This window comes from Pseudomonas sp. zfem002, assembly GCF_032621685.1.
GTDB classification, from domain to species: Bacteria; Pseudomonadota; Gammaproteobacteria; order Pseudomonadales; family Pseudomonadaceae; genus Aquipseudomonas; species Aquipseudomonas japonica.
Window position 1 is genome coordinate 121,985 of the sequence record NZ_JAVYJH010000011.1, and the last position, 23,285, is coordinate 145,269.

General features: G+C 54.7%; 19 protein-coding genes. 4 read left to right on the forward strand and 15 right to left on the reverse strand.

Annotation, left to right across the window (positions count from 1 at the left end; genetic code table 11):
* Positions 1-2: 2 nt before the first annotated feature.
* The 5 genes from RTI28_RS14645 to RTI28_RS14665 form a co-directional block, all read right to left on the reverse strand.
* Positions 3-1,346, reverse strand: a complete 1,344-nt coding sequence (locus tag RTI28_RS14645) for an MFS transporter (RefSeq protein WP_316921092.1) — start codon at positions 1,344-1,346, stop codon at positions 3-5.
* A gap of 341 nt (positions 1,347-1,687) precedes the next feature.
* The gene (locus RTI28_RS14650; protein ID WP_316921093.1) at positions 1,688-1,885 is read right to left on the reverse strand and encodes a DUF2986 domain-containing protein; all 198 of its coding nucleotides are present in this window, start codon (positions 1,883-1,885) and stop codon (positions 1,688-1,690) included.
* Positions 1,886-1,965: 80 nt separating this feature from the next.
* Positions 1,966-4,410, reverse strand: a complete 2,445-nt coding sequence (locus RTI28_RS14655) for a TonB-dependent siderophore receptor (protein ID WP_316921094.1) — start codon at positions 4,408-4,410, stop codon at positions 1,966-1,968.
* A 98-nt stretch (positions 4,411-4,508) separates the two neighbouring features.
* A complete protein-coding gene (locus tag RTI28_RS14660; protein ID WP_316921095.1) occupies positions 4,509-5,462 on the reverse strand; it encodes a FecR family protein in 954 nt (317 codons plus the stop codon).
* 3 nt (positions 5,463-5,465) lie between these two features.
* Positions 5,466-5,978 carry an RNA polymerase sigma factor gene (locus tag RTI28_RS14665; RefSeq protein ID WP_316921096.1) on the reverse strand — a complete coding sequence of 171 codons (513 nt, stop codon included), beginning with the start codon at positions 5,976-5,978 and terminating at the stop codon, positions 5,466-5,468.
* A 235-nt stretch (positions 5,979-6,213) separates the two neighbouring features.
* On the opposite strand from RTI28_RS14665, the gene RTI28_RS14670 reads away from it, so the two are divergent.
* Positions 6,214-7,524 carry an SIR2 family protein gene (locus RTI28_RS14670; protein WP_316921097.1) on the forward strand — a complete coding sequence of 437 codons (1,311 nt, stop codon included), beginning with the start codon at positions 6,214-6,216 and terminating at the stop codon, positions 7,522-7,524.
* 145 nt (positions 7,525-7,669) lie between these two features.
* Here the strand turns inward: RTI28_RS14670 and RTI28_RS14675 are convergent, their stop codons facing one another.
* The 3 genes from RTI28_RS14675 to RTI28_RS14685 form a co-directional block, all read right to left on the reverse strand.
* Positions 7,670-8,083, reverse strand: coding sequence for a hypothetical protein (locus RTI28_RS14675; RefSeq protein ID WP_316921098.1), 414 nt, complete (start codon positions 8,081-8,083; stop codon positions 7,670-7,672).
* Between the two features lie 153 nt (positions 8,084-8,236).
* Entirely contained in the window at positions 8,237-8,656 is a 420-nt protein-coding gene (locus tag RTI28_RS14680) for a hypothetical protein (RefSeq protein ID WP_316921099.1), read from the reverse strand.
* Positions 8,634-10,058 (reverse strand): PAAR domain-containing protein, encoded by a 1,425-nt coding sequence (locus RTI28_RS14685; RefSeq protein ID WP_316921100.1) that lies wholly within the window; start codon positions 10,056-10,058, stop codon positions 8,634-8,636. Before RTI28_RS14685 ends, RTI28_RS14680 begins: the two co-directional genes overlap by 23 nt.
* Positions 10,059-10,404: 346 nt before the next feature.
* On the opposite strand from RTI28_RS14685, the gene RTI28_RS14690 reads away from it, so the two are divergent.
* A complete protein-coding gene (locus RTI28_RS14690) occupies positions 10,405-11,676 on the forward strand; it encodes a cyclic-phosphate processing receiver domain-containing protein (RefSeq protein ID WP_316921101.1) in 1,272 nt (423 codons plus the stop codon).
* Between the two features lie 66 nt (positions 11,677-11,742).
* Here the strand turns inward: RTI28_RS14690 and RTI28_RS14695 are convergent, their stop codons facing one another.
* A complete protein-coding gene (locus RTI28_RS14695; protein ID WP_141137323.1) occupies positions 11,743-11,976 on the reverse strand; it encodes a hypothetical protein in 234 nt (77 codons plus the stop codon).
* Between the two features lie 433 nt (positions 11,977-12,409).
* Between RTI28_RS14695 and RTI28_RS14705 the strand changes: the two genes are divergently transcribed.
* Complete coding sequence (locus RTI28_RS14705) at positions 12,410-13,222, forward strand: hypothetical protein (protein WP_316921102.1); 813 nt, start codon at positions 12,410-12,412, stop codon at positions 13,220-13,222.
* Between the two features lie 2 nt (positions 13,223-13,224).
* Positions 13,225-14,439 carry a hypothetical protein gene (locus RTI28_RS14710; protein ID WP_316921103.1) on the forward strand — a complete coding sequence of 405 codons (1,215 nt, stop codon included), beginning with the start codon at positions 13,225-13,227 and terminating at the stop codon, positions 14,437-14,439.
* A 770-nt stretch (positions 14,440-15,209) separates the two neighbouring features.
* Here the strand turns inward: RTI28_RS14710 and RTI28_RS14715 are convergent.
* The 6 genes from RTI28_RS14715 to RTI28_RS14740 all read right to left on the reverse strand — a co-directional run bounded on the left by RTI28_RS14715 (position 15,210) and on the right by RTI28_RS14740 (position 23,252).
* Entirely contained in the window at positions 15,210-16,868 is a 1,659-nt protein-coding gene (locus RTI28_RS14715; protein WP_316921166.1) for a type I restriction-modification system subunit M, read from the reverse strand.
* A gap of 306 nt (positions 16,869-17,174) precedes the next feature.
* The gene (locus RTI28_RS14720; protein WP_316921104.1) at positions 17,175-18,263 is read right to left on the reverse strand and encodes an AAA family ATPase; all 1,089 of its coding nucleotides are present in this window, start codon (positions 18,261-18,263) and stop codon (positions 17,175-17,177) included.
* Complete coding sequence (locus RTI28_RS14725; protein ID WP_316921105.1) at positions 18,264-19,538, reverse strand: restriction endonuclease subunit S; 1,275 nt, start codon at positions 19,536-19,538, stop codon at positions 18,264-18,266.
* A gap of 3 nt (positions 19,539-19,541) precedes the next feature.
* Positions 19,542-22,562, reverse strand: a complete 3,021-nt coding sequence (locus RTI28_RS14730) for a type I restriction endonuclease subunit R (RefSeq protein WP_316921106.1) — start codon at positions 22,560-22,562, stop codon at positions 19,542-19,544.
* 63 nt (positions 22,563-22,625) lie between these two features.
* Entirely contained in the window at positions 22,626-22,817 is a 192-nt protein-coding gene (locus RTI28_RS14735) for a hypothetical protein (RefSeq protein ID WP_316921107.1), read from the reverse strand.
* 108 nt (positions 22,818-22,925) lie between these two features.
* Positions 22,926-23,252, reverse strand: coding sequence for a hypothetical protein (locus RTI28_RS14740; RefSeq protein ID WP_316921108.1), 327 nt, complete (start codon positions 23,250-23,252; stop codon positions 22,926-22,928).
* Positions 23,253-23,285: the final 33 nt, after the last annotated feature.

The following is a 23,285-nucleotide window of genomic DNA, read 5'->3' on the forward strand; positions in this document are numbered from 1 at the left end:
GTTCAGACGCTGTTGCGCGCGCCCCCGAGTCCCTCGCCCGGCACCGCGACAGGTTCGTCGTGCAGCGAAATCCGGTACGTCTCCGGCAGCGCCAGCCCGCCGAGCAACGCCAGCAGGGCGATGACCACCAGATAGAAGGCCGGCGCCAGGCTGCTGCCGCTGAGGCCGATCAGCCAGGTCGCCATCAGCGGCGCGGTGCCGCCGAACAGCGTGTAGGCGACGTTGTAGGTCATCGCCGAGGCGGTATAGCGGGTGCGGGTGGGGAAGGTTTCCGAGAGCAGGGCGGCGGTGACCACCCCGGACATGACCGCGCCCACGGCCAGCAGCATGACCCCGACGACCGCCGCCGCCACGCTGCCGGAACTGGCCAGCCAGTAGGCCGGGAACACCATGACGATCACCCACAGGCAGGTCACGCCGATGGTCCGGCGCCGGCCGAAGCGGTCGGCGAAGGCGCCCGCCGCCGGGCAGGCGCCGGCGGCGAACAGCAGGGCGATGGTCGACACCATCAGCGACTGCGCCCGGCTCAGGTGGCCGACCACCTGCAGGTAGGTGGCGAAGTAGGTGGTGAACATATAGAACGACAGCGCCGTCAGGGAAATGAACGCGCCCAGGCGCAGCATCGCGCCTTTCTGCTGCGTCAGGGTTTCCCGCAGCGGCGAGTGGGCGTGCTCTTTCTGTTCGGCCATGGCCAGGCGGAACGCCGGGGTTTCCTCCATGCGCCAGCGCAGGTAGAGGCCGACCACACCCAGCGGCGCCGCCACCAGGAACGGCACGCGCCAGCCCCATTCGGCCATCGCCTCGGGGCTCAGGCTGGCGTCGAGCAGGTAGGCGATCACCGCGGCGCTGGCGAACGCGGAGAAGGTCGATACCGGAAGAAAACTGCCATACCAGGCCCGCCGGTGATTCGGTGCATGTTCCATCAGGTAGGCGCAGGCCCCGGCGTACTCGCCGCCCGCGGAAAAGCCCTGGACACAGCGGGTCAGGGTGAGCAGCACGGGCGCCAGCAGGCCGATGCTGGCGTAGGTCGGCAGCAGGCCGATCACGGTGGTGGCGCCGGCCATCATCAACACGGTCGCCGAGAGCACGCGCTTGCGGCCGAGGCGGTCGCCCAGCGCGCCGAACACGATGCCGCCCAGCGGACGCAGGGCGAAGGCCACGGCGAAGACCGCGAAGGTCTGCAGCAAGGCGGCGTTGGCGTCGTCGCTGGCGAAGAACTGCCGGGCGATGATGGTGGCGAGAAAACCGTAGACGGCGAAGTCGAACCATTCGACGAAGTTGCCCACGGCCGCCGCCGCGGTCACCTTGCGCAATGTCGCGGGCGATACGTTGATCGGGTCGTTCATGACCGGTGCTCTCCTGGATCGTGCTGCGGACAGAAAGGATGGGCCGTGGAAGGTGACGCGGGGTCGTCTGGCCTGCGGGTTCTGCGCACGATGTAATGCCGCCCCCGCGCTCGGCAAGGTGCGTGTCTCGTTCAGGATGGTGGGTGTCGCAATGGATGTGGCCGGGGGCGGGCGGCGCCGCCCCCGGCCTGCTGGCTTACCAGTTGTAGGTCACGCTGCCGTAGAAGGTGCGCTGCTGCCCGTACTGGCAACCAATGCCGGCGCTGGTGAGCACGATGATTCGCGATGCCTTGCTGCATTGTCGCGACAAGGCGATCTGACCGGCACCCAGCGCTCGCTGTTCAGTCCTGAGGAGAAGCCCCCGCCTGTGCGGCGTCCGCAACCGGCGTGGTCGGATCGGGGAGGGACGCGGCCTCGGCCGCCAGCTTTGCCCGGTCGGCCTTGCTGATGTATTTCGGCTTGCTCTTCGGCGCCAGCTTGGCACTGGCTTTCTTGGCGTGGGCCTTGAGCAACTGGTTGATCTTCTTGCGGCGATTCATGGTTCTCTGCCCGGTGGGTTGCACGACGGCCGCCACCTTACGGGCTGGCCGCCATCGTGTCCATGGCGCGCAGCGGCGCCTCAGAAGGTCGGGGTGTAGGTCAGGGTGAACATCACGTTGCGCGGATCGCCGAAGTAGTTGTTGCCGGTCAGCGTGCCATAGGACGGAATCACGTAGTCCTTGTCGAACAGGTTGTTGAGGTTGGCCGCAACGCTGACCTGGTCGCTGACCTTGTAGGCCACCCGCGCGCTCCAGATCGAGAAGCCGCTGGCTTCATAGGCGCGGTCGAAGCCCAGGGTGCTGCTCTGGCTGTTGACGCCGGCGCCGACGCTGACCTTTTCCAGCTCACCCGGCAGGCGATAGTCGGCCCACACCCGCAGCATGTGCTTGGGCGTGAGGGTGCTGAACACCTTGCCCTTGAGTTCCGGGTCGTCCATGAAGCGCGTGGTGTTGTAGGTGTAGCCGCTGGACACCTGCAGGCCCGGCAGTACTTCGCCGTTGAGCTCCAGTTCGATGCCCTGGCTGCGCACCTTGCCGCTGGCCACCGAGCAGTACCAGCCATCGCAGGCGAAGCCGCCGTCGAGGTCGGACACCGCGCGGTTTTCATGCAGGTAGCGGAACACCGCCAGCGAGGTGTTCAGGCGCCCGTCGAGCAGCTCGCCCTTGATCCCGAGTTCGTAGTTGCTCCCGGTGATGGGCTTGAGCGGCGCCTGGTTGAGACCGCGCTCGCTCTGCGGGATGAACACGTCGGCGTAGCTGGCATAGGCCGACCACTGCTCGTTCAGCGCATACACCAGGCCGACGAAGGGCGTGGCCTTGCCGTTGCTCTGCGCCGGCGAATGGACCGGGTCGCCGTTGGCTTCGCGGCGCAGGTAGTTGTCGGCGTCGTAGCTCATTTCATACCAGCTCACCCGGCCGCCCAGGACCAGGGTCAGCGGATCGAGCAGGTTGATCCGGTAGCTGCCGTAGATGCCTTTCTGGCGCACGTCGTACTGGCTTTCAGTGAGGTTGGCGCGGTTGGCGATGATGTCGAAGGTCTGGTACGGACGATCGTGGTTGATGTGGTTGATGTCCACGCCCGGGGTGAAGGCGCGGGCGTAGGCGTCGTCGGTGGTGAACTTCGAGTAGTTGGCGCCCAGCACCAGGCTCTGCTTGAAGCCCAGGCCCTCGAACTGGCCATCGACGTACAGGTCCAGGCCGAGGTTGTGGTTGCTGAAGTCGGTGCCGTAGTCGGCGTAGATCGGCGCGGGGCCGCTGCCGATGGCGCCGGTGATGAACTGGTACACCGCTTCGTTGGACTCGCGCATGCCCAGGGCCGAGGCCTTGAAGCGCCAGGCGTCATTGAAGCGGTGTTCGAGGTCGAGGTAGACGCTGGTCTGGTCGCTGCTGGCGCGGTTCCAGTCGGCGCCGATGTAGGTCGAGCGGCCGACGTCGAGGCGGCTGCCGTCGCGGTTGCGCGGCAGGGCGATCATGTGGGGCTGGTAGTGGGTCTTCTTGTTGCTCACGCCGACGCCCAGGGTGGTGTCCTCGCTCAGGTCGAAGTCCAGCGCGCCATAGACGGTCTGTTCCCAGTTCCACAGCGAGTCGGTGAAGGAGTTGCCTTTCTGGTAATCCACCACCATGCGACCGCGCACCGTGCCTTCGGCGTTGAGCGCGTTGCCGGCGTCCAGCTGCAGGCCGTAGCGGTCCCAGCTGCCGGCCTTGGTGGTCAGGGTCACGCTCGGTTCGGCCTGCGGCCGCTTGCGCACCATGTTGATGGCGCCGCCGGGGCTGTTGGCGCCCTGCAGCAGGGCGGCGGCGCCGCGCATGACTTCCATGCGGTCGTAGATCGACATGTTCTCGCTGATGTAGCTGCCCAGCGAGTAGACGTTGCGCGGCACCGGCACGCCGTCGTACTGGATGCTCTCGATGTCGAAGCCGCGGGAGAAGATGAACAGGCCGGAGCCCGGCGACTTGATCGCGCTGAGGCCGGTGGTGTTTTCCAGGGCCTGGGTGAGGCTGACGATGTTCTGGTCGTTCATGCGCTGGCGCGTCAGCACGCTGACCGATTGCGGGATGTCCTTGAGCTTCTGCGCGCTCTTGCCCAGGGTGACCGCGCCGGTGGTGTAGGAGCCACTGCCCTCGGTGGTGGTGCCCAACTGCTCGGAGCTGATCCGCGTCAGGCCCAGTTCCATGGCTTGCCCGGCGTCGATCACGGCCTCGATCAGCAGGGTGTCGCCGCTCAGCGCCGCGCGCAGGCCGCTGCCGGCCAGCAGGCGCTGCACGCCCTCGGCGACACTGAAATGACCGTTCAGGCCCGGGCTGCTGCGCCCGGCCAGCAATTCGCTGTCGACCACCAGGCGCAGGCCGCTCTGGTCGCTGAAGCGGGTCAGGGCGGTGCCCACCGGGCCCGCCGGGATGGCGAAGGCGCGTGTCGCGCGCTGCGCCGACTCCGCGGCCAGGGCCTGGGTACTGCTGACGAATGCCAGGCCGCAGGCGGTGCTTATGGCCAGGCCGAGGGCGGCGCGCTTGAAGGATTGCTGCATGGTTCTCCCCGCTGAAATCAGCTGATTAAAAATCACTCTCAAACGGGAAAGACGCTGGACGCTGGAAACCTGACAGCGACACCTGAAAAATTTTCGCTTCAGTCGCCGCCGTGCTGCTCGTCGCGCTCGACCACGGTCAACCACGGCAGCTTGCGAATGCGGATCGGCAGCGACTGTTGCAGCAGCGCCAGTTGCGCCTCCAGGTCGCGGGTGTCGAACAGGCCGGTGACCGGCAACTGGCGCAAGGCTGGATCGCGCACCCAGAGCAGGCCGCGGTGGTAGCGCGACAGTTCGTCGAGCACCTCGCCCAGGGGCTGGCGGTCGAAGATCAGGCGGTCGCGGCGCCAGGCGGTGAGGCTGGCGCTGTCGACGTTGCGGGGGGGCGAGAGGCTGTCGGCGTCGAAGGTGATGCTCTGGCCCTCCTTGACCACGGTCTGCTGCGTGTCACCCGCGCGGCGGACGCCGACGCTGTGCTCGGTGACCACCAGGCGTACCCGCGCGCCGTCACGGCGCACATCGAAGCCGGTGCCGAGGGCGCGCAGGGTGGCGTTCGCCGCCTGCACCTCGAAGGGCCGCGAAGCATCCGCGGCGACCTGGACGAACAGCTCGCCGGCATACAGGTGCAGGGTGCGGCGGTTGCCATCGATGCTCACATCGACGCGGGTGTGCGGTGCCAGCACCAGTTGCGATCCGTCGCTCAGACGCAGCTCGCGGCGCTCGCCGGCGCCGGTGCGCTGGTCGGCCAGCCAGCCGTCCTCGCGGGCTTGCCAGGTGGCACCGCCGGCCAGTCCCAGGGCCAGCAGCAGGCCGAGTAGCGGTGTGCTGCGACGTTTCGTCGGCGGCCGCTGCAAGGCGCTGCCGAGCCGTTCCCACAGGCTCTCGGCGGCCAGCGCCGCGCGCTGATGTGCAGGGGAGCGCTCGCACCAGCGCTGGTAGGCGTCCCACTCGCTGTCGCCGGCCGTGCCGCTGTGCAGGTCGACCAGCCATTGCAGGGCTTCGTCGGTGAGGCCGGGCAGGGGGCGGTCGAGTGCTTCCACGGGGATCGTCGCCATCCTTCAGTCCTCCAGCAGGTCGAGACGCCGCGCGCAGTGGCGCAGGGCACGCATGATGTACTTGCTGACCATGCTGGGCGATACGTCCAGGCGTTCGGCGATGGCCTGGTGACTGAGGCCTTCGACACGGTTGAGCAGCAGTGCGCGGCGGCAGTTGTGCGGCAGCTCGCCCAGGGCCAGGTGCAGGCGCTGCAGTTGCTGGCGCAGTTCGAACAGGCGCTCGGGGCCGGGGCGGGGGTCGAGCAACTCGTCCTGCACGTCCGCCAGCGCGCTGTGCGTGCCCTGGCGCTTGCGCCCGCGGGCGAGGTCGATGATCAGGTTGCCGAGGACCCGCATCAGGAAGAAGCGTGGGTTGAGAATGCCCTCGCTGCGCTGTTCCCGACCGAGGCCGGCGTAGCGCACGAAGGTGTCCTGGGTGAGGTCCGCCGCCAGCTCGCGATCGCCCAGACGGCGGTAGGCGATGTTCTGCAGGTCGCGGTGGTAGAGACGAAACAGGCGGTCGAGATCGTCAGCCAAGGCGAACCTCACATGTGTGAAAGCCGGAAGGGAAGGGCGGCGGCGAAAACGCGAAGAGTATAGTGATTAAGAATCGTTCGCAAATCTGCCGTTGCGGAACATCCGCTCCGACCACGCGCCGGGTGTCGCTTGCTTGCGAGCGCGGGCTGCTGGCATGCTCGGGCGCAGCGTGCGGGGATGGCTTTGCGCTATCGGCAAGGACGTCTGGGCGGGTAAGGCACTACAGGAGTTGAACGTGAGCAGCAGCCTGTTCGAAATCGCTTATGCAGCCGCGACCCAGCGTCTGTGCCTGTTCACCGGGACCGGCTTCTCCAAGGCCGTGTCGGCGAACGACGCGCCGGGCTGGCAGAGCCTGCTGGAGCAGGTCTGCGATTGCCTGCCGGACGGCGCCGCCTTGCGCGCGTCGCTGTTTCCCGCGGCCGGCGTGCCGCCGCTGAGCCTGGAAGAGGCGGCGCAGGTCATCGCCTTGCGCCTCACCCGGGTCGGCCTGCACATCAACGACTGCATCAAGGACCTGATCCAGCCCCTGCAGATCAAGGGCGATGTGGCGGCGGTCGAAGCCTTCTATGCCACTCATGCGTTCCGGGTGATCACCACCAACTACGACAAGTTGTCCGAGCAACTGGCCGGCGCCGAGCGGGTCCAGAGCATCGCCCCGGGCATGCCGATTCCGCGTTCTTCGGCCAAGGTCAAGGTGTATCACGTGCATGGTTCGGTGGACTCGCCGGAAAACCTGGTGGTCACCTCCGACGACTATTTCCGCTTCATGAACAGCGACTCCTACTTCTCGCGCAAGTTGAGCACCATCCTTCACGAGAACACCGTGGTCATCCTCGGCTACTCGCTGGCGGACACCAACCTCAAGCGCATCATCAGCGACTACAAGACCTTCGCCAACAACCATGTCATCGGCTCCAACCTGTTCTTCGTCTCGAGAAAGCCGGTGGACCAGGTGATCAAGGACTTCTACTTCCACAGCTTTGGCATTCGCGTGATCGACGGGATGGAAGTCGACCAGTTCTTCACCCGCCTCAATGGGCAGGTGGAGCGGGTTGCGCAGGTGGTGGAGGAGTCGCTGGAGTCGATCGTCAACGTGATGAACAACGGCCATGAGTTCGTCGAGTCGTTCATCAAGCTGGAGGATTCCTTCTTCCAGGTCATCGCCTCGCTGTCGGCCAAGGGCTTCAGCCTGAAGAGCCCGAAGGTCGTCGCGGTGATCGGCGATTTTCTCGAACGCAAGCGCCAGTTCACCCTGGCTCCCGGGGCGTGGGAGCAGTACGAGCACCTGGCCAACTGGCTGATCCACCTGGGGTCGTTGTTCGAAGTGGGCAACACCTCGATCAGGGAGGTGTACCTCAAGGCGGTGCGGCGCTCGATGGCGACCATGAGCAAGGAGAAACGGCTGGGCTACTCCTGGCAGGCGTACAAGTTGTGGCAGGGCAACTGGGCGTCGGTCAGCGCGGCGAATCGCTTGCTGATTCGCGAGTACATCACCGCGGAGGCGGTTGGTAGTGATGCGCAGTTGATTGTCGAGTCGCTGGGGTGAGGGGAGGGCGTGGTGGGGCGTTGAAGGTGGTGTAGGTCAGCTTGCGGGGCCGGGGGTGAGTGGAAGGATCGAGCCCAAGGCAATCACGGAGAAAGTGGTCATGTACGCCTCGTCCTGTTCTTAAATGTCGCTAGAGTGCGATAGGCTAATTTAGGTATTTTCTGATCAAAAGTATAAGAAATGTCACCAGGAACCAAATAATCCCGATGTTCTGGATGATGTTGTCCCTTCTGAGTGTCTTCTTTAAATGCTTGGGAAAATTTTCAGCATCGCTACGAGACACGAGTCCTGCAGAGATAAATCTGGTTTGGAATACTGCGCCATGTAGCAGGCTTGGGATGAGTATCCTTCGTGACAGTCCCAGAGATGCGTAGCGTTCCATAGTCATGGTCAGGTCTGGGCTGCTTTTGATGGCTGCCATCATATCGTTTAGGTACTTTCTCGTAATGTATATACGATGAGACAGTGCGATGACGAATGTGACGGGTATGCCAAACACCAGTGTCAGCAGAACCATCGCGATCCAGATGTCAAAGCCAGTCGTAGAAATGATGGTCAAGCATGGCATCCTTCATATTGTTCACTCGTTTATCTTGCCTACGTGCGTGCTGCCGAGAGACGTTCTGGCTAGTCTTCTCGGCAGCAAACGCTTCACGGGAGCAGGAGCTTCAAAATAAGGATTATCACAAGAAGTCTGATGTTGTAGGTTGGGTCATAATCCACTATGTCCGCGAATGGATATAAGAATCCATCCGGCTACTATCCATATGAGAAATGTCCATCCTAATATGTAGTCAATGAAGAGTAGTCTTTTTATGTTGGCTGGAAATTGTTTAATGTCGTCGGCAGATACCCAGCCCAATGCTATGAGTTTGGGTGAGTTTCTTATGCAGCTATAGATGTAGTTGATGAAAAAACCCTTCGCGACGGGCCCTTGCGTCTTGGCAAGTGAAGCGGCTGTTTGGATGGAGGAGCTATTGCTGAATGCCGCAAGGATCTTGGTCATATGCCTTTTGTAGATGTAGGTGGTGACGCCGATGCCTATCAAGGCGGGCACCATTGCACCTGTCAGGAATAGAACGCGCCATCCAGAACTCCAGGTGTCAATATCAATCACGGAGAAAGTGTTCATGGATACTCTCTCCCATGTATTCACCAGATTCGCCGCCGACGCTGGCACCTATCCACGATGCTCCGCCTGCTACAGCTATCGTGCATACAGCATACCCTGTGACAGATGGCTTGTTATTACGGCCTAAACAGATACTCACACCAGATGCGAGTTTCCCTGAGTAGTAGCCCAGCGCGGCCGAAAGCAGAAACTTGGGCCCCTCTTTCATTGCGACTCTGGCGCACTCTCCCTCTTTTTCAGACATGCAAGCTTCCTTGATGATGAGCGCTGAGGATATTCCGCCAATACCAATTGCAATAAAGCCACCGTTCCTCATGTAGTCCTTTGCTTTGGTCATGGAATCAATATAATTCGAATAACCAGGTATTTTTCCTGGTCCTCCGGCCTTGTTCCATTGATGTACCAGGCTTTTTGTCGAGATCTTCAAGGATTTTTTCAGTTTGGGATGGTCGCCCAGTGCGGTGAAACTCCGCACTCGGGTGGACTTGAAGAGCGTGGCATCCAGTTTGGCAAGTAGCAGTTTTCTTCTTTCGGAGAACTCTGGTACGCGCAGGTGCCCGTAGATGCGGTACGTGTCCTGATGGAGCTTCTGGATCTCGGTCAGGATGTCGGTGATATCTTTCATGTGCTTTTCCAGCACTGCAGCGGTAACACCCGCCCATGTCGAAGTCGCCCCGAGGACCGCTGCAATCTCCCCTCGATATTTCACCATGAAGTCCGCATCGTCCGGCTCCAGATCAGCCAACGCCACACCAACCTCTTCCGCCGCCTGCATCAAATGCGCTTCTTCGCGCATGCACATGTAATTGCGCGGGTCGGCCAGCACCACCAACTGCCCCGCCTTGACGATGCCATCCCCCAGGCTGCCGTTCAGGCCATTGAACTTGCGCATCACCTCCGGCGAAGGCGAGTCGCCGAACAGCTCAGCGACCAACTGCTGACGGGAGATGGACTTCGGCACGATGTAGAAGCCAGGTTCGGCGGGCTCATCGTCCTGTTCCGCCGAGAACGGCGATACCGGCGCGACGGGGGATGCCGCTGGAGCAGGCGAGGCGGGTGGGGTTGCCCGGGCGGTGGGCGTCGCGGCAGCCGGACTGGCCATTCGGGCGGAGCGCGCTGGCGGGTCCTGGGCGATAAGTCGATTGCTGCCCGCGGGACAACCACATTGCACCTGAGCACCATGCAGCGCAGTCGGCGCGCCATGCCACTTGAACCCTGCCCAACCCTCGACGATCGAGCCCTGCTGGCCACAGCGCGGGCATTTGCTGGTCTGGTCGCCGACCCGCAGTACACCGCGGTTGCCCTGGGTCGAGTTGGGCAGGCTGCTGTAGCAGACAGCGCCGGTGGTGGTTTCGTCGCCGTGCAGACCCTGGCGGAGGCCATTGAATGTCGAACGGGTCATGGCTCAGTCCTCCTCGGAGACTTGGTTGGTGAAACGCGGGGTGACGCTTTGCATGGCGTGGCTCCTTGCTCATCAGCACCGCCTGTTTTTTCGGAATGAAAACGCGGCGAGGCGTGTCGGTTGGAAGCCTGCAACCCTGAAGGTTTGAACCTTGGAAAAACATCAGATGCTTCTGACGCGAGCGTCAGTGGTTTCGGAGAAGGGGCGAGGGGAATTCCGCCGTCGTCAGATCAGCCCCTGGTGTCCGGCCAAACCGGGTGTTGCGAAAAAAAATTCACATTCCTGACGCAAATCGACCCCTCAAAGGGTTTCCACCCATTCCCAAACCGAAAAAGGTGGATCTGCAATGAAAGTCTTTCTGGATGACCTGCGCCCCGCGCCCCCGGGCTGGACCCGGGTGTACTGGCCGGACGAGGTCATCGGACTCCTCGAAAGTGGTCGGGTCTCAGCCTTGAGCCTCGATCACGACCTGGGCGACGACAGCCGCGGCACCGGCTACGACGTACTGCTGTGGATCGAGCGGGCGGTTGCGCTGCATGGCTTCCAGCCGCCCACCCTCCTCATCCACTCGGCCAACCCGGTTGCCGCGCAACGCATGGCCCAGGCGGTGAGCGCCATCGACCGCCTGCGGGCTGGCGAAGAGCGTCGCGCTACCGGGATAATCCCCGCCGCCCAAATATCCCCTTATGGAAGGAACGACTCGATGGAAGACCTGGAACTGCTGGCGCGTCTCGAGCAGCACGGAAGCTTTGGCGTGGCGATGGTGCAGCGCATCACCGGTTTCGGTCATCAACGGGCGACGGAGGTGGTGGGCCGTCTCGAGGCCGCGGGGGCCATCCAGCGAGACCACGCTCTTGCGCAATGGCGCACGCTGAAACCGCGTGAGCAACTGCGGGCGCTGTACGAGCAGCACAAGACCAGCATTCAGGGCTTGCAGGACCTGCCCTCCGGCAAGATCGAACCGCTGATCCTCATGGATGTCCCGCAAGGCTGGACGAGCGCGGGGCAGCGGGTGCTGATCGTTGGTCAGGAAACCCTCGGCTGGGATTTCCAGCCGGGTGACTACTACGACTGGCCCTACGCGCCGATCACCCGTCTGGAGGAGTTTCTTGCGCAACCCGCCAGCGTCGAAGCGATGATGCATGGCTACCGCGCCTTCGAGTTCGCGCGGTATCAGCCGGGCAACTTCAACAGCCCGTTCTGGCGCGCGCACCGTCGGGTCAGGCAGGCGACAGGGGAGGAGGAGACCGGTTTCGACACCCAGGTGCTGTACACCAACCTGTTCAAGACCGCCGTCGACGAGAAGAGCATTGTCAAGAACGGCACCTGGGAGGAGGCCGACAGTGTCTGGCGGATTTCCGCGGGGCTGCTGACCAGGGAGATCGAGATCCTCAAGCCGGATACGGTGATCTTCTTCACGGGGCCGGATTACGACCGTTATCTGGAGCTGGAATTTGCCGGGCTTGAGTGGGAGGCAGTTGGAGAGCACCAGCAGCGGCGTTTCTCGAAACTGACCCATGCTGCGCTGCCGGCGAAGACTTGGCGGACTTATCATCCCGGGTACTTGAGCCGGGGGCATTGGCACCTGCTCGAAGAGATATGTGCCGGATTGTTGTAGGAGGTGTGGCCAGTCGATACAGTCGACTGGCCATCTGCAAGCCATGAGGTCGGATTAACGTGCGGATTAGCGGACGATGATCGCCTGGTTCATATCGATGGAAGGCACCGGAACCGAATAACGACGAACTTGCAGCCATTCGCGCATTTTCGTGGAATCGAATATCTGCCCTTCGTCCATCATCAGCAGTACCAATGATTGGGACATCCGGTAACACCCGCATTTCGGGCAGCGGCGCTCTTCCCAGCCAGGGGAACATTCGATGGATTCGGCGCTTCCGGCGCAGATCAGACAGCTCATGGGACCCCCTGACGTCGTTGTTGGGTGGGGAAAGTGGGTAGTTGACTACCTATTCTGGTGGAATTTATTCCGTCATGAGAAATTCATGCCAGTTGTGGATCTCGTGGCGGTCCAGTCGATGAGTTGTGGCGAGGGGCTCGGCATCCCGTGCACCGAACAGCGTTGGTCCGATGATCCCACCCAGGTCCGTGTCGAAGGCGTATGACACCGTGCTGGTCAGGGGGCGGATCTCTAGGGGGCTTATTCAGCGCGCCCTCACATAATAGTCTCCCGGATTTTCCGTGATCGAATTAGAGGTTGGGTCGTGAACGATTCCCCTTATAGATAGCTTGTCGCTGATCTTATCGAACAGACCTGCCAGGGCGCTGTTGAAGTGGGCACCTCACCTGGAGTTTTGTGTTATCGTTGCCGCATTTTTTTGAGGAGCAGGTCAATGTCGGACGCTGATAATCTAGAGATCTTTTTGAGTCCGATCAGAACGTGCAAGCTGTATAAGCCAAAGTTTGGGCAAAGCGGAAAAGAGAATAGTGTAAGTCTTGATGGGTTTAAATCCCTTTATGGTGCTGATCAGTTCTATTCCTGGATTGGACTGGATTCTGAGCTGATGTATGCCGCGCACAAAGCGGCGGGTGGGATGACTTCCGTCTATCGCCAGATCGGGATTGGTTGCGAGCGGCTCTTCAGGAAGATAATTCTGGATACTGTTGGGTATGAGTCTCCTGTCTATGCAGCCTGGTCCTACGAAACTACCAAGAATGTAATCAGGAGTGGCAAGCCCAAGCAGGAAAAAAGGGTTTTGACGCTTGACGGCAGGCTGGAGTTTTCCAAGATTACGACGCCATCCGTGATCGAGGCTCTTAACGACTGGGTTCGTCGTTACTGCGCCAAGATTGACGCCGAGGTTCCAACGAATGGAGTCGTATTTGAGGTCAGGCAAGGTTACAAAAGCAAAGATAGCAAGCGTCAAAACGCAGATATCGAAAATGCCTCTTCCGCCTGGGCTAAAGGCTATTTGCCGATATTCGCCATATTTTCTGCCCAGATCGATGCAGACAATATGAACAGGTACATGAATAGCCGGGCCGGAGTGCTGATTGGCAACGGGTTGGGTGATGATCTGATTTCTTTGTTTGCATTTGTTGAAAATGTGCTGGGCTACGACATAGCTGGTTTTTTTGCAAGGAACTCGGCCGTTATCAAGCAAGAAATGAACATTGTTTTGGATGCGCTGCTGAGGCCGGAATGAACATGCCTACCCCTACCCGGTCGGATTACACTTTCAAATATAACTCCAAGCTAGGCCGGCACGGATGGCTGCGCTTGACGCCTGCGTACTCGGTAAAGCTGGTCGAGGAACTGGTCTCGGAAACCGCTCGAGGATCGAAAATACTGGATCCTTTTTCTGGAACTGCGACTACAGGTGTCGTGGCGGCGGAGTTGGGCTTCGATGCGCACTTGTTCGACATCAACCCGTTTCTGATTTGGCTGGGTAATCTCAAATGTACCGTTTACACGGCTGCCCAGATTCACGAGCTTCAGCAACGTGTCGTTCCACGTGTTCTTGAGGACTACAAGCAGCTTGTTCTGGAAAAGAATTGGCAGCCTGACATCTTTAATATAGAGCGGTGGTGGTGCGGTCATACGCTGCCCTTGATCTCGGCACTGCATGCCGCTATTTTGCTGCATTGTGGAAAACCTGATGGAACGGGGCCAGAAAATCTACTTTGGGTCGCGTTTTCAAGACTGATCATTGAAACGTCTTCAGCCGCATTCAACCACGTGAGCATGTCATTCAAAGGCGGGGTGACTCGATACGAAATCAGTCAGATCGAGTCAATTTTCTCGGCGATACTTGACAATGTAATAGTAAGCGCGCAGGCCGAGTTGGTTGGGTCGTCAAAGATATTTTTGTGCGACTCCCGGAATCCAGTCAGCCAGGAAGATTCTCTCTATGATCATGTGGTGACATCGCCGCCCTACCCAAATCGAATGACCTATATCAGGGAGCTTCGTCCCTATATGTATTGGACTGGGTTTTTGGAAGATGCCAAGGAAGCAGGTGATCTGGACTGGACTGCAATCGGTGGTACCTGGGGTAGCGCAACAAGCAAACTAAAAACCTGGAAGAATGAAGTTGCTGGTCTTCCTGGTCAACTCACTGAGATTGTTTCCAGGATAGCTGCGTCTGGAGATAAGAATTCAGACCTGATGGCGCAGTATGTTTTCAAGTACTTTGCGGATATGCATCTGCATTTCTCGGGGCTCAAGAATATTTTGCGGTCGGGGGCGAAGTTAGACTATATCGTAGGCAATTCCTCGTTTTATGGTAATTTGGTTGAGGCGGAAATGCTTATGGAGAAATCGCTGATTTCCCTAGGGTTTACAGATGTTGGCAGCAGGGTAGTGAGGAAGCGAAATAGTAATAAAAATTTGTATGAGTACTGTGTGAGTGCAAGGTGCTGACAGGTCTAATGATTCTTGTTGATCGGTTTTTGATCGGAAGGCTTGTTTGGAATGCCAGCTGGAATGCTGTGTGATTGGGTTTTCGATGGGTGTTGCTTATTGTGCTTTACCCTCGTAAGGATCGGGATCGAATCTATCAAGTAAATGGCCATGAAAGCGTTAGCCATGGCTGGGGAGCAGCTGCTGTTGATCGTTACCCCTGTGCGTACGATGTTTCTACTTGCAGGCAGGGGGACTGGGGACTGGGGGCGCGGTGGTTCGGGGAGAGGGGGTATAGGCGGGCGTTTTCGCGAGCCGGGGTAATCTGAATTGATATGGTAAGCAATTGATTTTGTTTGTTTTTAATCGGATTTAATAAGCTATGGAATACCATTCGGAATACCATAGTTGTGATTATTTTTCGATGTATCGCTCGGGGTTGATGCACTTTTCAGTCTCAACTGTTACGGTGCAACGTAGAGCATAAAGCTCTTAAAATGCTCAGCGTTATACTAATGGTCAGTGCTGAAGTGGTGCGTCTTTAGTTATGAGAAGTATATGGTTGGTTGCTGGTCCAGCAAAATCGTAGGGCGCAGTAATTTATTTTACTTAATGCGATGCCAGGGGGAGTTATCTATAGGTGTCGCAGTCTGGCGAAGGTGGTTTGAAGATATAGAGGATGTGGAAATGTGCAAGTTTAATAAATGCTGCATTAGCTGCCAGTAGGGCCTGTTCTGGTCTGTATAGAACAGTTACGTGCTGGCAGCTTTATGTGTAATTGTCCTCTCTACTTACGTGGCGCTTGCTCCGGAGCTATTAGAGGGTAGGAGAGGCAAGCCGAGCTCTTTGAGAAATTTGTTGTGCTCATCCGTAGCGGATTTTATGTTTTCTTCAAGATTCAAAAGTCTTGCATGCACAGTTTTTGGGTCTATTTCTTCATCTGCTACTGATGTGCTTACGTAGCGCGAAATATTTAGATTAAAATCATGCTTCTCAATTTCCTGCATGCTCACTCGGCGTGCGTAGCGAGGAATCTCCGCAGGTCGTTGCCTATAAGTTTCAATGATCTCGTTTATTTGCTCTTCGGTCATCTTGTTCTGCCGCCGATCTTTCTCAAAGTGATCAGCCGCATTGATGAATAATATGTCATCTGGTCGTTTGCATTTTTTTAGCACCAAAATACAGACCGGAATGCCCGTTGAATAAAATAGATTTGCTGGCAAACCAATTACGGTGTCTATATGTCCATCTTGCAAAAGCTTGCGACGAATGCGTTCTTCTACACCTCCACGGAATAAAACGCCATGTGGAAGAATTATCGCCATCACGCCGTCATCTTTGAGATAGTGCAGGCCGTGGAGTAGAAACGCAAAATCTGCAGCGCTCTTTGGAGCCACTCCATGATTCTTGAAACGCATGTCTTCGCTGATTGCATCGGTGGGGTCCCACCGATAGCTAAATGGTGGATTAGCCACTACGGCATCGAATTGTGGCTTTTTCGCAGGATTAGCCTCACGAAGAAAGTCCCATGCATTAGTTAAGGTGTCGCCGTGGTATATCTCAAACTCCGTGTCCTTGACACCGTGCAAAAGCATATTCATGCGTGCCAGGTTGTAGGTAGTAACGTTATATTCTTGACCGTAAATCTTTCCTATGGTACCACCCGCATTTACTACACGATGCCGGATATTTAGCAGCAGTGATCCCGAGCCACAAGCAAAGTCAAATACGCTTTCCAGTTTTTTACGTGGTCCAGTTTCTGGTGCTTGGCCGTCAAGTGTTACGATAGCTGACAGAATATTGGAGACTTGTTGCGGTGTGTAGAATTCCCCGGCTTTCTTGCCTGAGCCCGCCGCAAATTGTCCGATTAGATACTCATAAGCATCACCTAGCGTGTCGGTATCGGTTGAGAATAACGCCATGCCTCGCGCCAACTCGGAGATGATTAAACATAACTTACCGTTACGCTCATAATATTGGCGGCCAAGTTTGTCGGACGCCAGATTTATTTCGGAGAACAAACCTTGAAAATTGCTCTGAAAGGATTCATTTTCAATATGCTTAAAACCTTGTTGTAATGTGTCCAGCAGTTTGTCACTCTGGGTCCGAGACAAGTGGGTAATATTACCCCACAAAAAGTCTGGTTTTATCACGTAGTGAACTTTGCGACGCATTTGTTTCTCGAATTCATCAACATCGCTTGGGTTTTCTTCATACCATATCTTAAGCGGAGTTGTTGCTTCGGTTCGCTTCATTACATCTGGTGCTACATCAGGATAATCAGGTCCCAATTCCTTCTTTGCTGCTTGTTCGTAGTTGTCTGATAGATAACGAAGGAATAAAAATGACAACATGTAGTCGCGGAAGTCGTCGGCATTCATCGAACCGCGTAGTTGATCAGCGATTGCCCAAAGAGTTCTACCTAGTTGCTTTTGATCATGCTCTGTCATGGCTTGTCTAGTTTCTTGAATGTCTTGAGTGAGATCTTGAGTTTGGAGTGTCTGTTCCAAGGGCAAGCTTGCCGCCAACTCTAATTGGTTTTGAAAATATACTCGACTAAGTGTAATGGTGGTCGAAAGCACCTACGAGTCATAAGATCAGTATATACGAAAACTCAATGTATTTTTGTTTTTTGTTGCCAGTGAAGTATCCAAAGGTCTTTGGGTATCGATACACCTTTGGCAGAAAATTATGGGGCGTGGATAGCGAAGGTTGTTCGTCTCATGAGTAATGTCAGGTCTTATGTGGTTCATTTTTCAAGCTGCATCGGCATGTAATACGAAATTGTATTTATCAAACAGCTTGCTTATGACCTCGTCAAAAATATTCAAGTTGTCTTCCACGACGATATCTGACTCGTAGTAGTAAACCTTTTTGTGAGATAGCGCATTGACAATATCTGCGATTCGATTGAAGTCAGTGATTCCGATTTGATTTAGGACGTAGCTAAACTGTCCAACACCTAAGAAGGAAGCGATATTCTCTAAAACTTGGCGAAGCATTGCGAAGTGGTATGCACGTATATCTTTAGCTTTGTGGGCGTTGGAAAGAACTTGCAGTACGCGCAGATGGTAAAGAAATACATCCTTGTCGCACTTCTCTAGTGTAAGCTCGCCTGATTTGGTGCTGAGGTTGTAGTGCTTGGCGTGTTTTTTAAACTTAGTGCTTTTTTCACCCTTGCTCAGCCAGTCACTTAAGACTGAGAATAGACCTATGTGGTGGGTGGTGATAATTATCTTTCGCTTTTCAAATTGCTTCTCAATAAGCTCAAAAAGTGTTGCAGCTGTTACGAAAATATTGTGATCATCGAGGCTGGAAACTGGGTCGTCGATAAAGAAGTGGCTCGACTGAATATCCGCCCAACCCTCAACTTCGAAAAGAGCAAGAAAGAAGCACCAAACAAATATTCTTTCTTCGCCTCGAGATAATTTAATTAGTTTTTGAGGCTCGTCCAGATTCGGGTTTGGGATGAAAAAAGAAATGGATTCAATCCCTCTCTCTGGGTCGTCCTCATGCAGGTTGAAAGAAAAGCCGAATTTTGGTTTGTAGGCTTTCAGTTTGTCTCGAACATTATCTTCAGTGAGCAAAGTATGAAATTTGCTAAGGCTGCTTGGCAGTACAGTCAGCCTTACATTGGTGCCGCTATTGGTTTCATCATTATCCCAGATAAACAGATCTTCGCTGTAGGCATTATAATAGACACCTGTATGGGTGCCGTCTTCCTGTTTGGTTGCATTTTTATATGCCACGCTCAGTTGTGTTTTTCCGGTCGCATTGAAAGCGTAAGCTAGGGTGATTTTTGCAGGGTCATCCCGTAGTGTTTTGGCGATTTCGTCAAGCGTCATTTAGTTATCCTTAACAGATGGGATAAGTCGTTGCAATAGACTTTCTTTATGGATTTTTAGCATTTCCAATTGCTCGTTTTCTGCCACGACTAACCTTTCAAGTGTAGAGTAACAGTCAACAATTTTTAATTGTTCGTTGATGTCCTTTGGATAGCTAAATGAAAGACCTTTTATTAACCCTTGACTTAAGTTTTCTTGGCCGCCGCTATTGCTTAATGCTCGTAATTCGTCATAACGTCCGCTGAGATTGACGAATGTGAAATGAGGGTTGATTTTATCGTTAGGTAAGATAGCTGCGCACGCTTGGTTAGTCGCTGCCGAAATACCTAGCCTGGCAACCTTACCTCTGGTTTTTCCTTGTCCGTACATTGCAATTAATACGGTGTTCTTTGGAAACACCTTGGCGGAGGAATTTTCTAAGCCGGCTTGTGATATGAACTCATCTGCTTTTAATATAAGGTTGAAGTCAACCAAAGAGGTGGTGATCCAAGGGATGGTGCCGGACCAGTATTCTTTTTTAGCACGGTCGGGCGTACCACCGCTGGTCATGTCAAAAAGATCGCCAATCTGCTCCTCTTCCCATTCAGGCCCATCGCTAAACTCAGGAAAACGTAGTCTTGGAACAGTTTCTCCGTCGCGTGGAAAAAGCTGATACATTAGGCTGCGGCTATAAACCTTTAATGTCTCGACCTTATCTCTCTGTGCAGCGATTAACCCATCGAGAGAGCTCAGGCATTCGGCAACCTTTCGTTGCTCAGTTATTAGAGGAGCCCAAATTTCTCCGGTCAGCACAGCCGAGTTACTAACCTTCATGTCATTTTTTGCTCCTTTTCTTACGATAGGCTGCAAAAAGCTATTAAGGTTATAGTCACTTGAGAAAAGGTGATCTAAATAAGCGGCATGGCCTTTTTCGGTAACTTGATAGACAGCATAAAGTGTAGACACAATTCCTGGATTACCCTTGTTTTCTTTGATAATTCCATAAGGGTTTCTCTTCAGTGGGCTCTTGGTATAGACGACATCATTTTTTTCGACAACATGATACTCTTTAACACTCGCTCCAGCGTAAGAACGCCCAAGCAGTTCGATTTGATTTACGCATCCATGTTCCCCGGATACTGACAGGACTTGCGTCGGCCCAAATTTCAGGTCGCGGTTTCTTTTTTTACGTTCGCGAAGCAACTCGCTAAGAGGTACTCTTACCCAAGGCTCGACATTCCGGAACTCCGGAAACCGTAGTTTAGGTATGGCAGTTACCTTTTTATCTTTTTCCAATGATCAGTCCTCGTAGGCCTGAAGGCCAGAAATCTCTTGCCCACCGGCGCGCTTCTTTAGTATTGGCAGTAGCTCACTCATCAGCGCCAGCTCTTTTTGCGTGCGAGCTTTCCATCCAAGTTCAAGTGGGGCAAGTAATTCAGTAAGTTGCTCGCCATCAAAAATACGGCGCTCTAGTACGTCGTTTACAAAGTTATTAAGGGTCGTTGCCTCTAGGCCATATCTCTCAGCAATTTCGCTCAGTTCTCGAACAGCTTTAACTGCTTTAAATTGCTGGTAGCCGGTTCGGATCGCCCGTTCATCCAAACCTTCTCCTGCCAGCAGCGTCATGACGTACTCTGTGATGTCTATACGTTCGTCGATAAACTTTGCATCGCTTGCGATCAAACTAACCAGCTGTTCGCGACTCATACTTGACTTGCCAGGCTTCTTAGCCGAGTAATCAGTTATCAACTTCATGATGTAATCGTAATCAATCGTGGCAGAGGCGAAGAGTACAAACTCGAAATCCACTTGCTCGAGCTTTTCGGTCCTAGCATCACCCGGTTTGGCGCGATCGTCTCGTATACGCTTTGCCGTTTCCAGGTACTGGCCACGGAAGGCTTCAAGTTCGTCTCGCGGCAGAATTTTATTGACAGCTATTTCCTGCTCCGGGGTAAGGTCGGTGTATTGGTCTAGCTGCGTCTGGAGTTTTTGAACTTTCTTGAACGCTTCTACAAAACCGATTCGTGCTTCGTCGCCTTTAAGAGTGGCAATCTCTTCGGGTGACCCTGACAGTCCATATGCCTGCATAAAATTTTTCAGACCGACCGTAGCTTCCTGTAGCTTTTCTATGACTGTAGGAGCCGTGTCTACCAGCCATATTTTGCGAGCTTCATCAGCTTTCGCGCCCGAAAAGAGCGCGATGGCAGCGTTCACTGAGTCTTGTTGACCGCGAAAGTCTAGTATATGACCAAAAGGTTTGGTGTCATTCAAAATTCGGTTGGTGCGACTAAAAGCTTGAATCAGGCCGTGATGTTTGAGATTTTTATCGACGTAAAGAGTATTCAGGTACTTACTGTCAAAGCCAGTGAGCAGCATGTCGACAACTATTGTAATATCAATTTTATGCTGCGGCGCGTTTGGATTGGCCTTGCGTAGGTCGGCATCTGGCCATTGCTGGTCTTTGATTCGCTGCTGCACATCTTGATAGTAGAGGTCGAACTCCTCAATTCGATGGTTCGTGCTGAAACGTATATTATAGTCGGCAATAATTGATTGCAGTGATTTTTTCTTGGCGTCCGGTTCTTGTTTGTTGTTTTCTTGTTCTGTTGGCAAATCCTCCTGTAGTTGTTTGACGTCAGCACTTAAATCGCCGGGTGGTGAGAATACCGCCGCAATATTGAGCGGAACAAACCCAGGGGTGTTATGCAGTTTTTCGGTCTGCGCTTCTTTGAATATCGAGTGGTAGGAAATAGCGTCATTGATTGATGCTGTTGCCAATATTGCGTTGAATTTCCGGCCACCTGTAGCAGCGTCGTGCTTAGCAAGAATCGCGTCGACAATTGCACGCTTAGTCATAACCTCACCTGGCTTCGAATGGCTTTGCCCGTCAGGTTTGTAATAATCTACATGAAAGCGTAAGACGTTACGGTCATCAATTGCGTGTGTTATGGTGTACTCGTGTAGTGGTTGTTGAAAGAGATCCTGAGTGGTTTTTAGCGTCTGTGTTTCACCACTAATTTGCTTTATTCTCGCATTATCTTCAAAGATAGGGGTGCCAGTGAACCCGAAAAGTTGAGCTTTGGGAAAAAAATCTTTGATTGTTTGGTGGTTTTCGCCGAACTGCGATCTATGGCACTCATCAAAAATGAAAACAATATGTTTATCACGCAATGCGCCCAGCTGATCGGCATAAGTCGCCAGGCCTCGTTTCTCAAGGCTTTTGCTGCGTTTACTTCCTTCGTCGAGCGCTAATCCAAGCTTCTGGATGGTGCAGACAATAACTTTGTCTGCTGCGTCGTCTGATAGCATGCGGCGAACTAATTCGCCAGTGTTTGTGTTGCTCTCAACGCAGCCTTCTTGAAAGCGGTTAAACTCTTCGCGGGTTTGGCGGTCAAGGTCTTTTCTGTCAACTACGAACAAGCATTTTTCAATTCGTGCATTAGCTTTTAGTAGGGTTGAGGCTTTGAAGCTAGTCAGAGTTTTCCCGCTGCCTGTGGTGTGCCAGATATAGCCATTGCCACTGTTGTCTTCAATGCACTTTACAATGTTTTTGACGGCGTATATTTGATATGGGCGCATCATGAGCAATTTTTGCTCACTCGCTACTAGTACCATATAACGGCTGATCATATGGCCGAGTGTGCATTTTGGAAAAAAAGCATCGGAAAAACGCTCAAGTCCATTTACTTTTTTGTTGTCAGGGCTGGCAAATTGATAAATTGGTAAAAATCTTTCGTCCGTATTGAAGCTAAAGTGTCGTGTGTTATTGTTGGCGAAGTAATAGGTTGAGTCTCGATTACTGACTACGAATATTTGCATAAAGCAGAGTAGTGTACGACTAAAGCCATTGCCAGGGTCGTTTTTGTACTCGACAATCTGCTCAATAGCACGGCGGGGATTAATTCCTAAGGTTTTTAGCTCAATTTGAACCACCGGAACGCCGTTGATGAGCAGAATAACATCGAAACGATGATGACTGTTGTCGGTATTTATGCGGAGCTGGCTGACTACCTCGAAGCTATTCTTGCACCAGTCTTCGATATTGACGAGTGTGTAATTAAGAGGAGTGCCGTCCTCTCGCGTAAAACTATTGCGAGTTCGCAGGGTTTGCGCGGTGCTGAATACGTCAGGTGAAATTATTTCTTCAAGTAGGCGCGAAAATTCTTTATCAGTTAAAGTGACTCGATTGAGTTGTTGAAATTTTTCGCGAAAATTTTTCTCTAGCGCTGCGCGGTCACGAATATCAGGTCGATAAGAATATTTGAGATCGCCCAGCTTGGCGAGCAAAAGCTGCTCAATGTCGCGTTCACTAGTAATCATGAATCAGTTCCTACCTGAATGGATGCAAAAACGTAGCTGTTCCCTATAGGGATCAAATCCGTGTTATGCATCTGATTTATTGGAGGCATTTTCCGGACAAACAACACCCAATTCATGATTACGTGCATATTCCAATACCAAAATTTCGACCATTGACGCCACAGAGCGGCGTTCACGTTCGGCAGCCAAGCGCAACAGCCCTTTGATTTCGGCGGAGGTGCGAATGGATAGGGTTTCGTCCTTCAAGCGTGACATAGCGCCACCTCAGCAATGGTGTGATGCAAATGTACTGCCTTTGCACTTGATGTGGCAACACATAGACGCATTCAGTGACCCAGTATGATTTCTTAGATTCCCTAGAAATTAGGGCTGATCAGGCGCAGGTGGACGAAGGGAGGGTATTGCCCTTCGACCGAGAGCAGCAGCGCTTACCTTTTTTCGCTTCCGTTTCCAGATTAATGAGGCAGTGAGGCGATAGTAATATCGGCTAGCTTCGGAATGGTCTTTTAGGTGCTGGGTGATAAACCAGCGCACATGCTTTAGCTGCCACGTCCAGGGGTTATCACGTTGCCAGCGCTGTAGAATGGCCGCCTGCATGAGTCGCGCTTGGCGTAGGTGCCGTTTTTGTGTGACTTTCGAACCTGTCAGCACACCTCTTAGGAACAGCGCGATATCGAAGGGCTCACACACGTTCTGCCTCCAATATACGCGGAAACTACATCG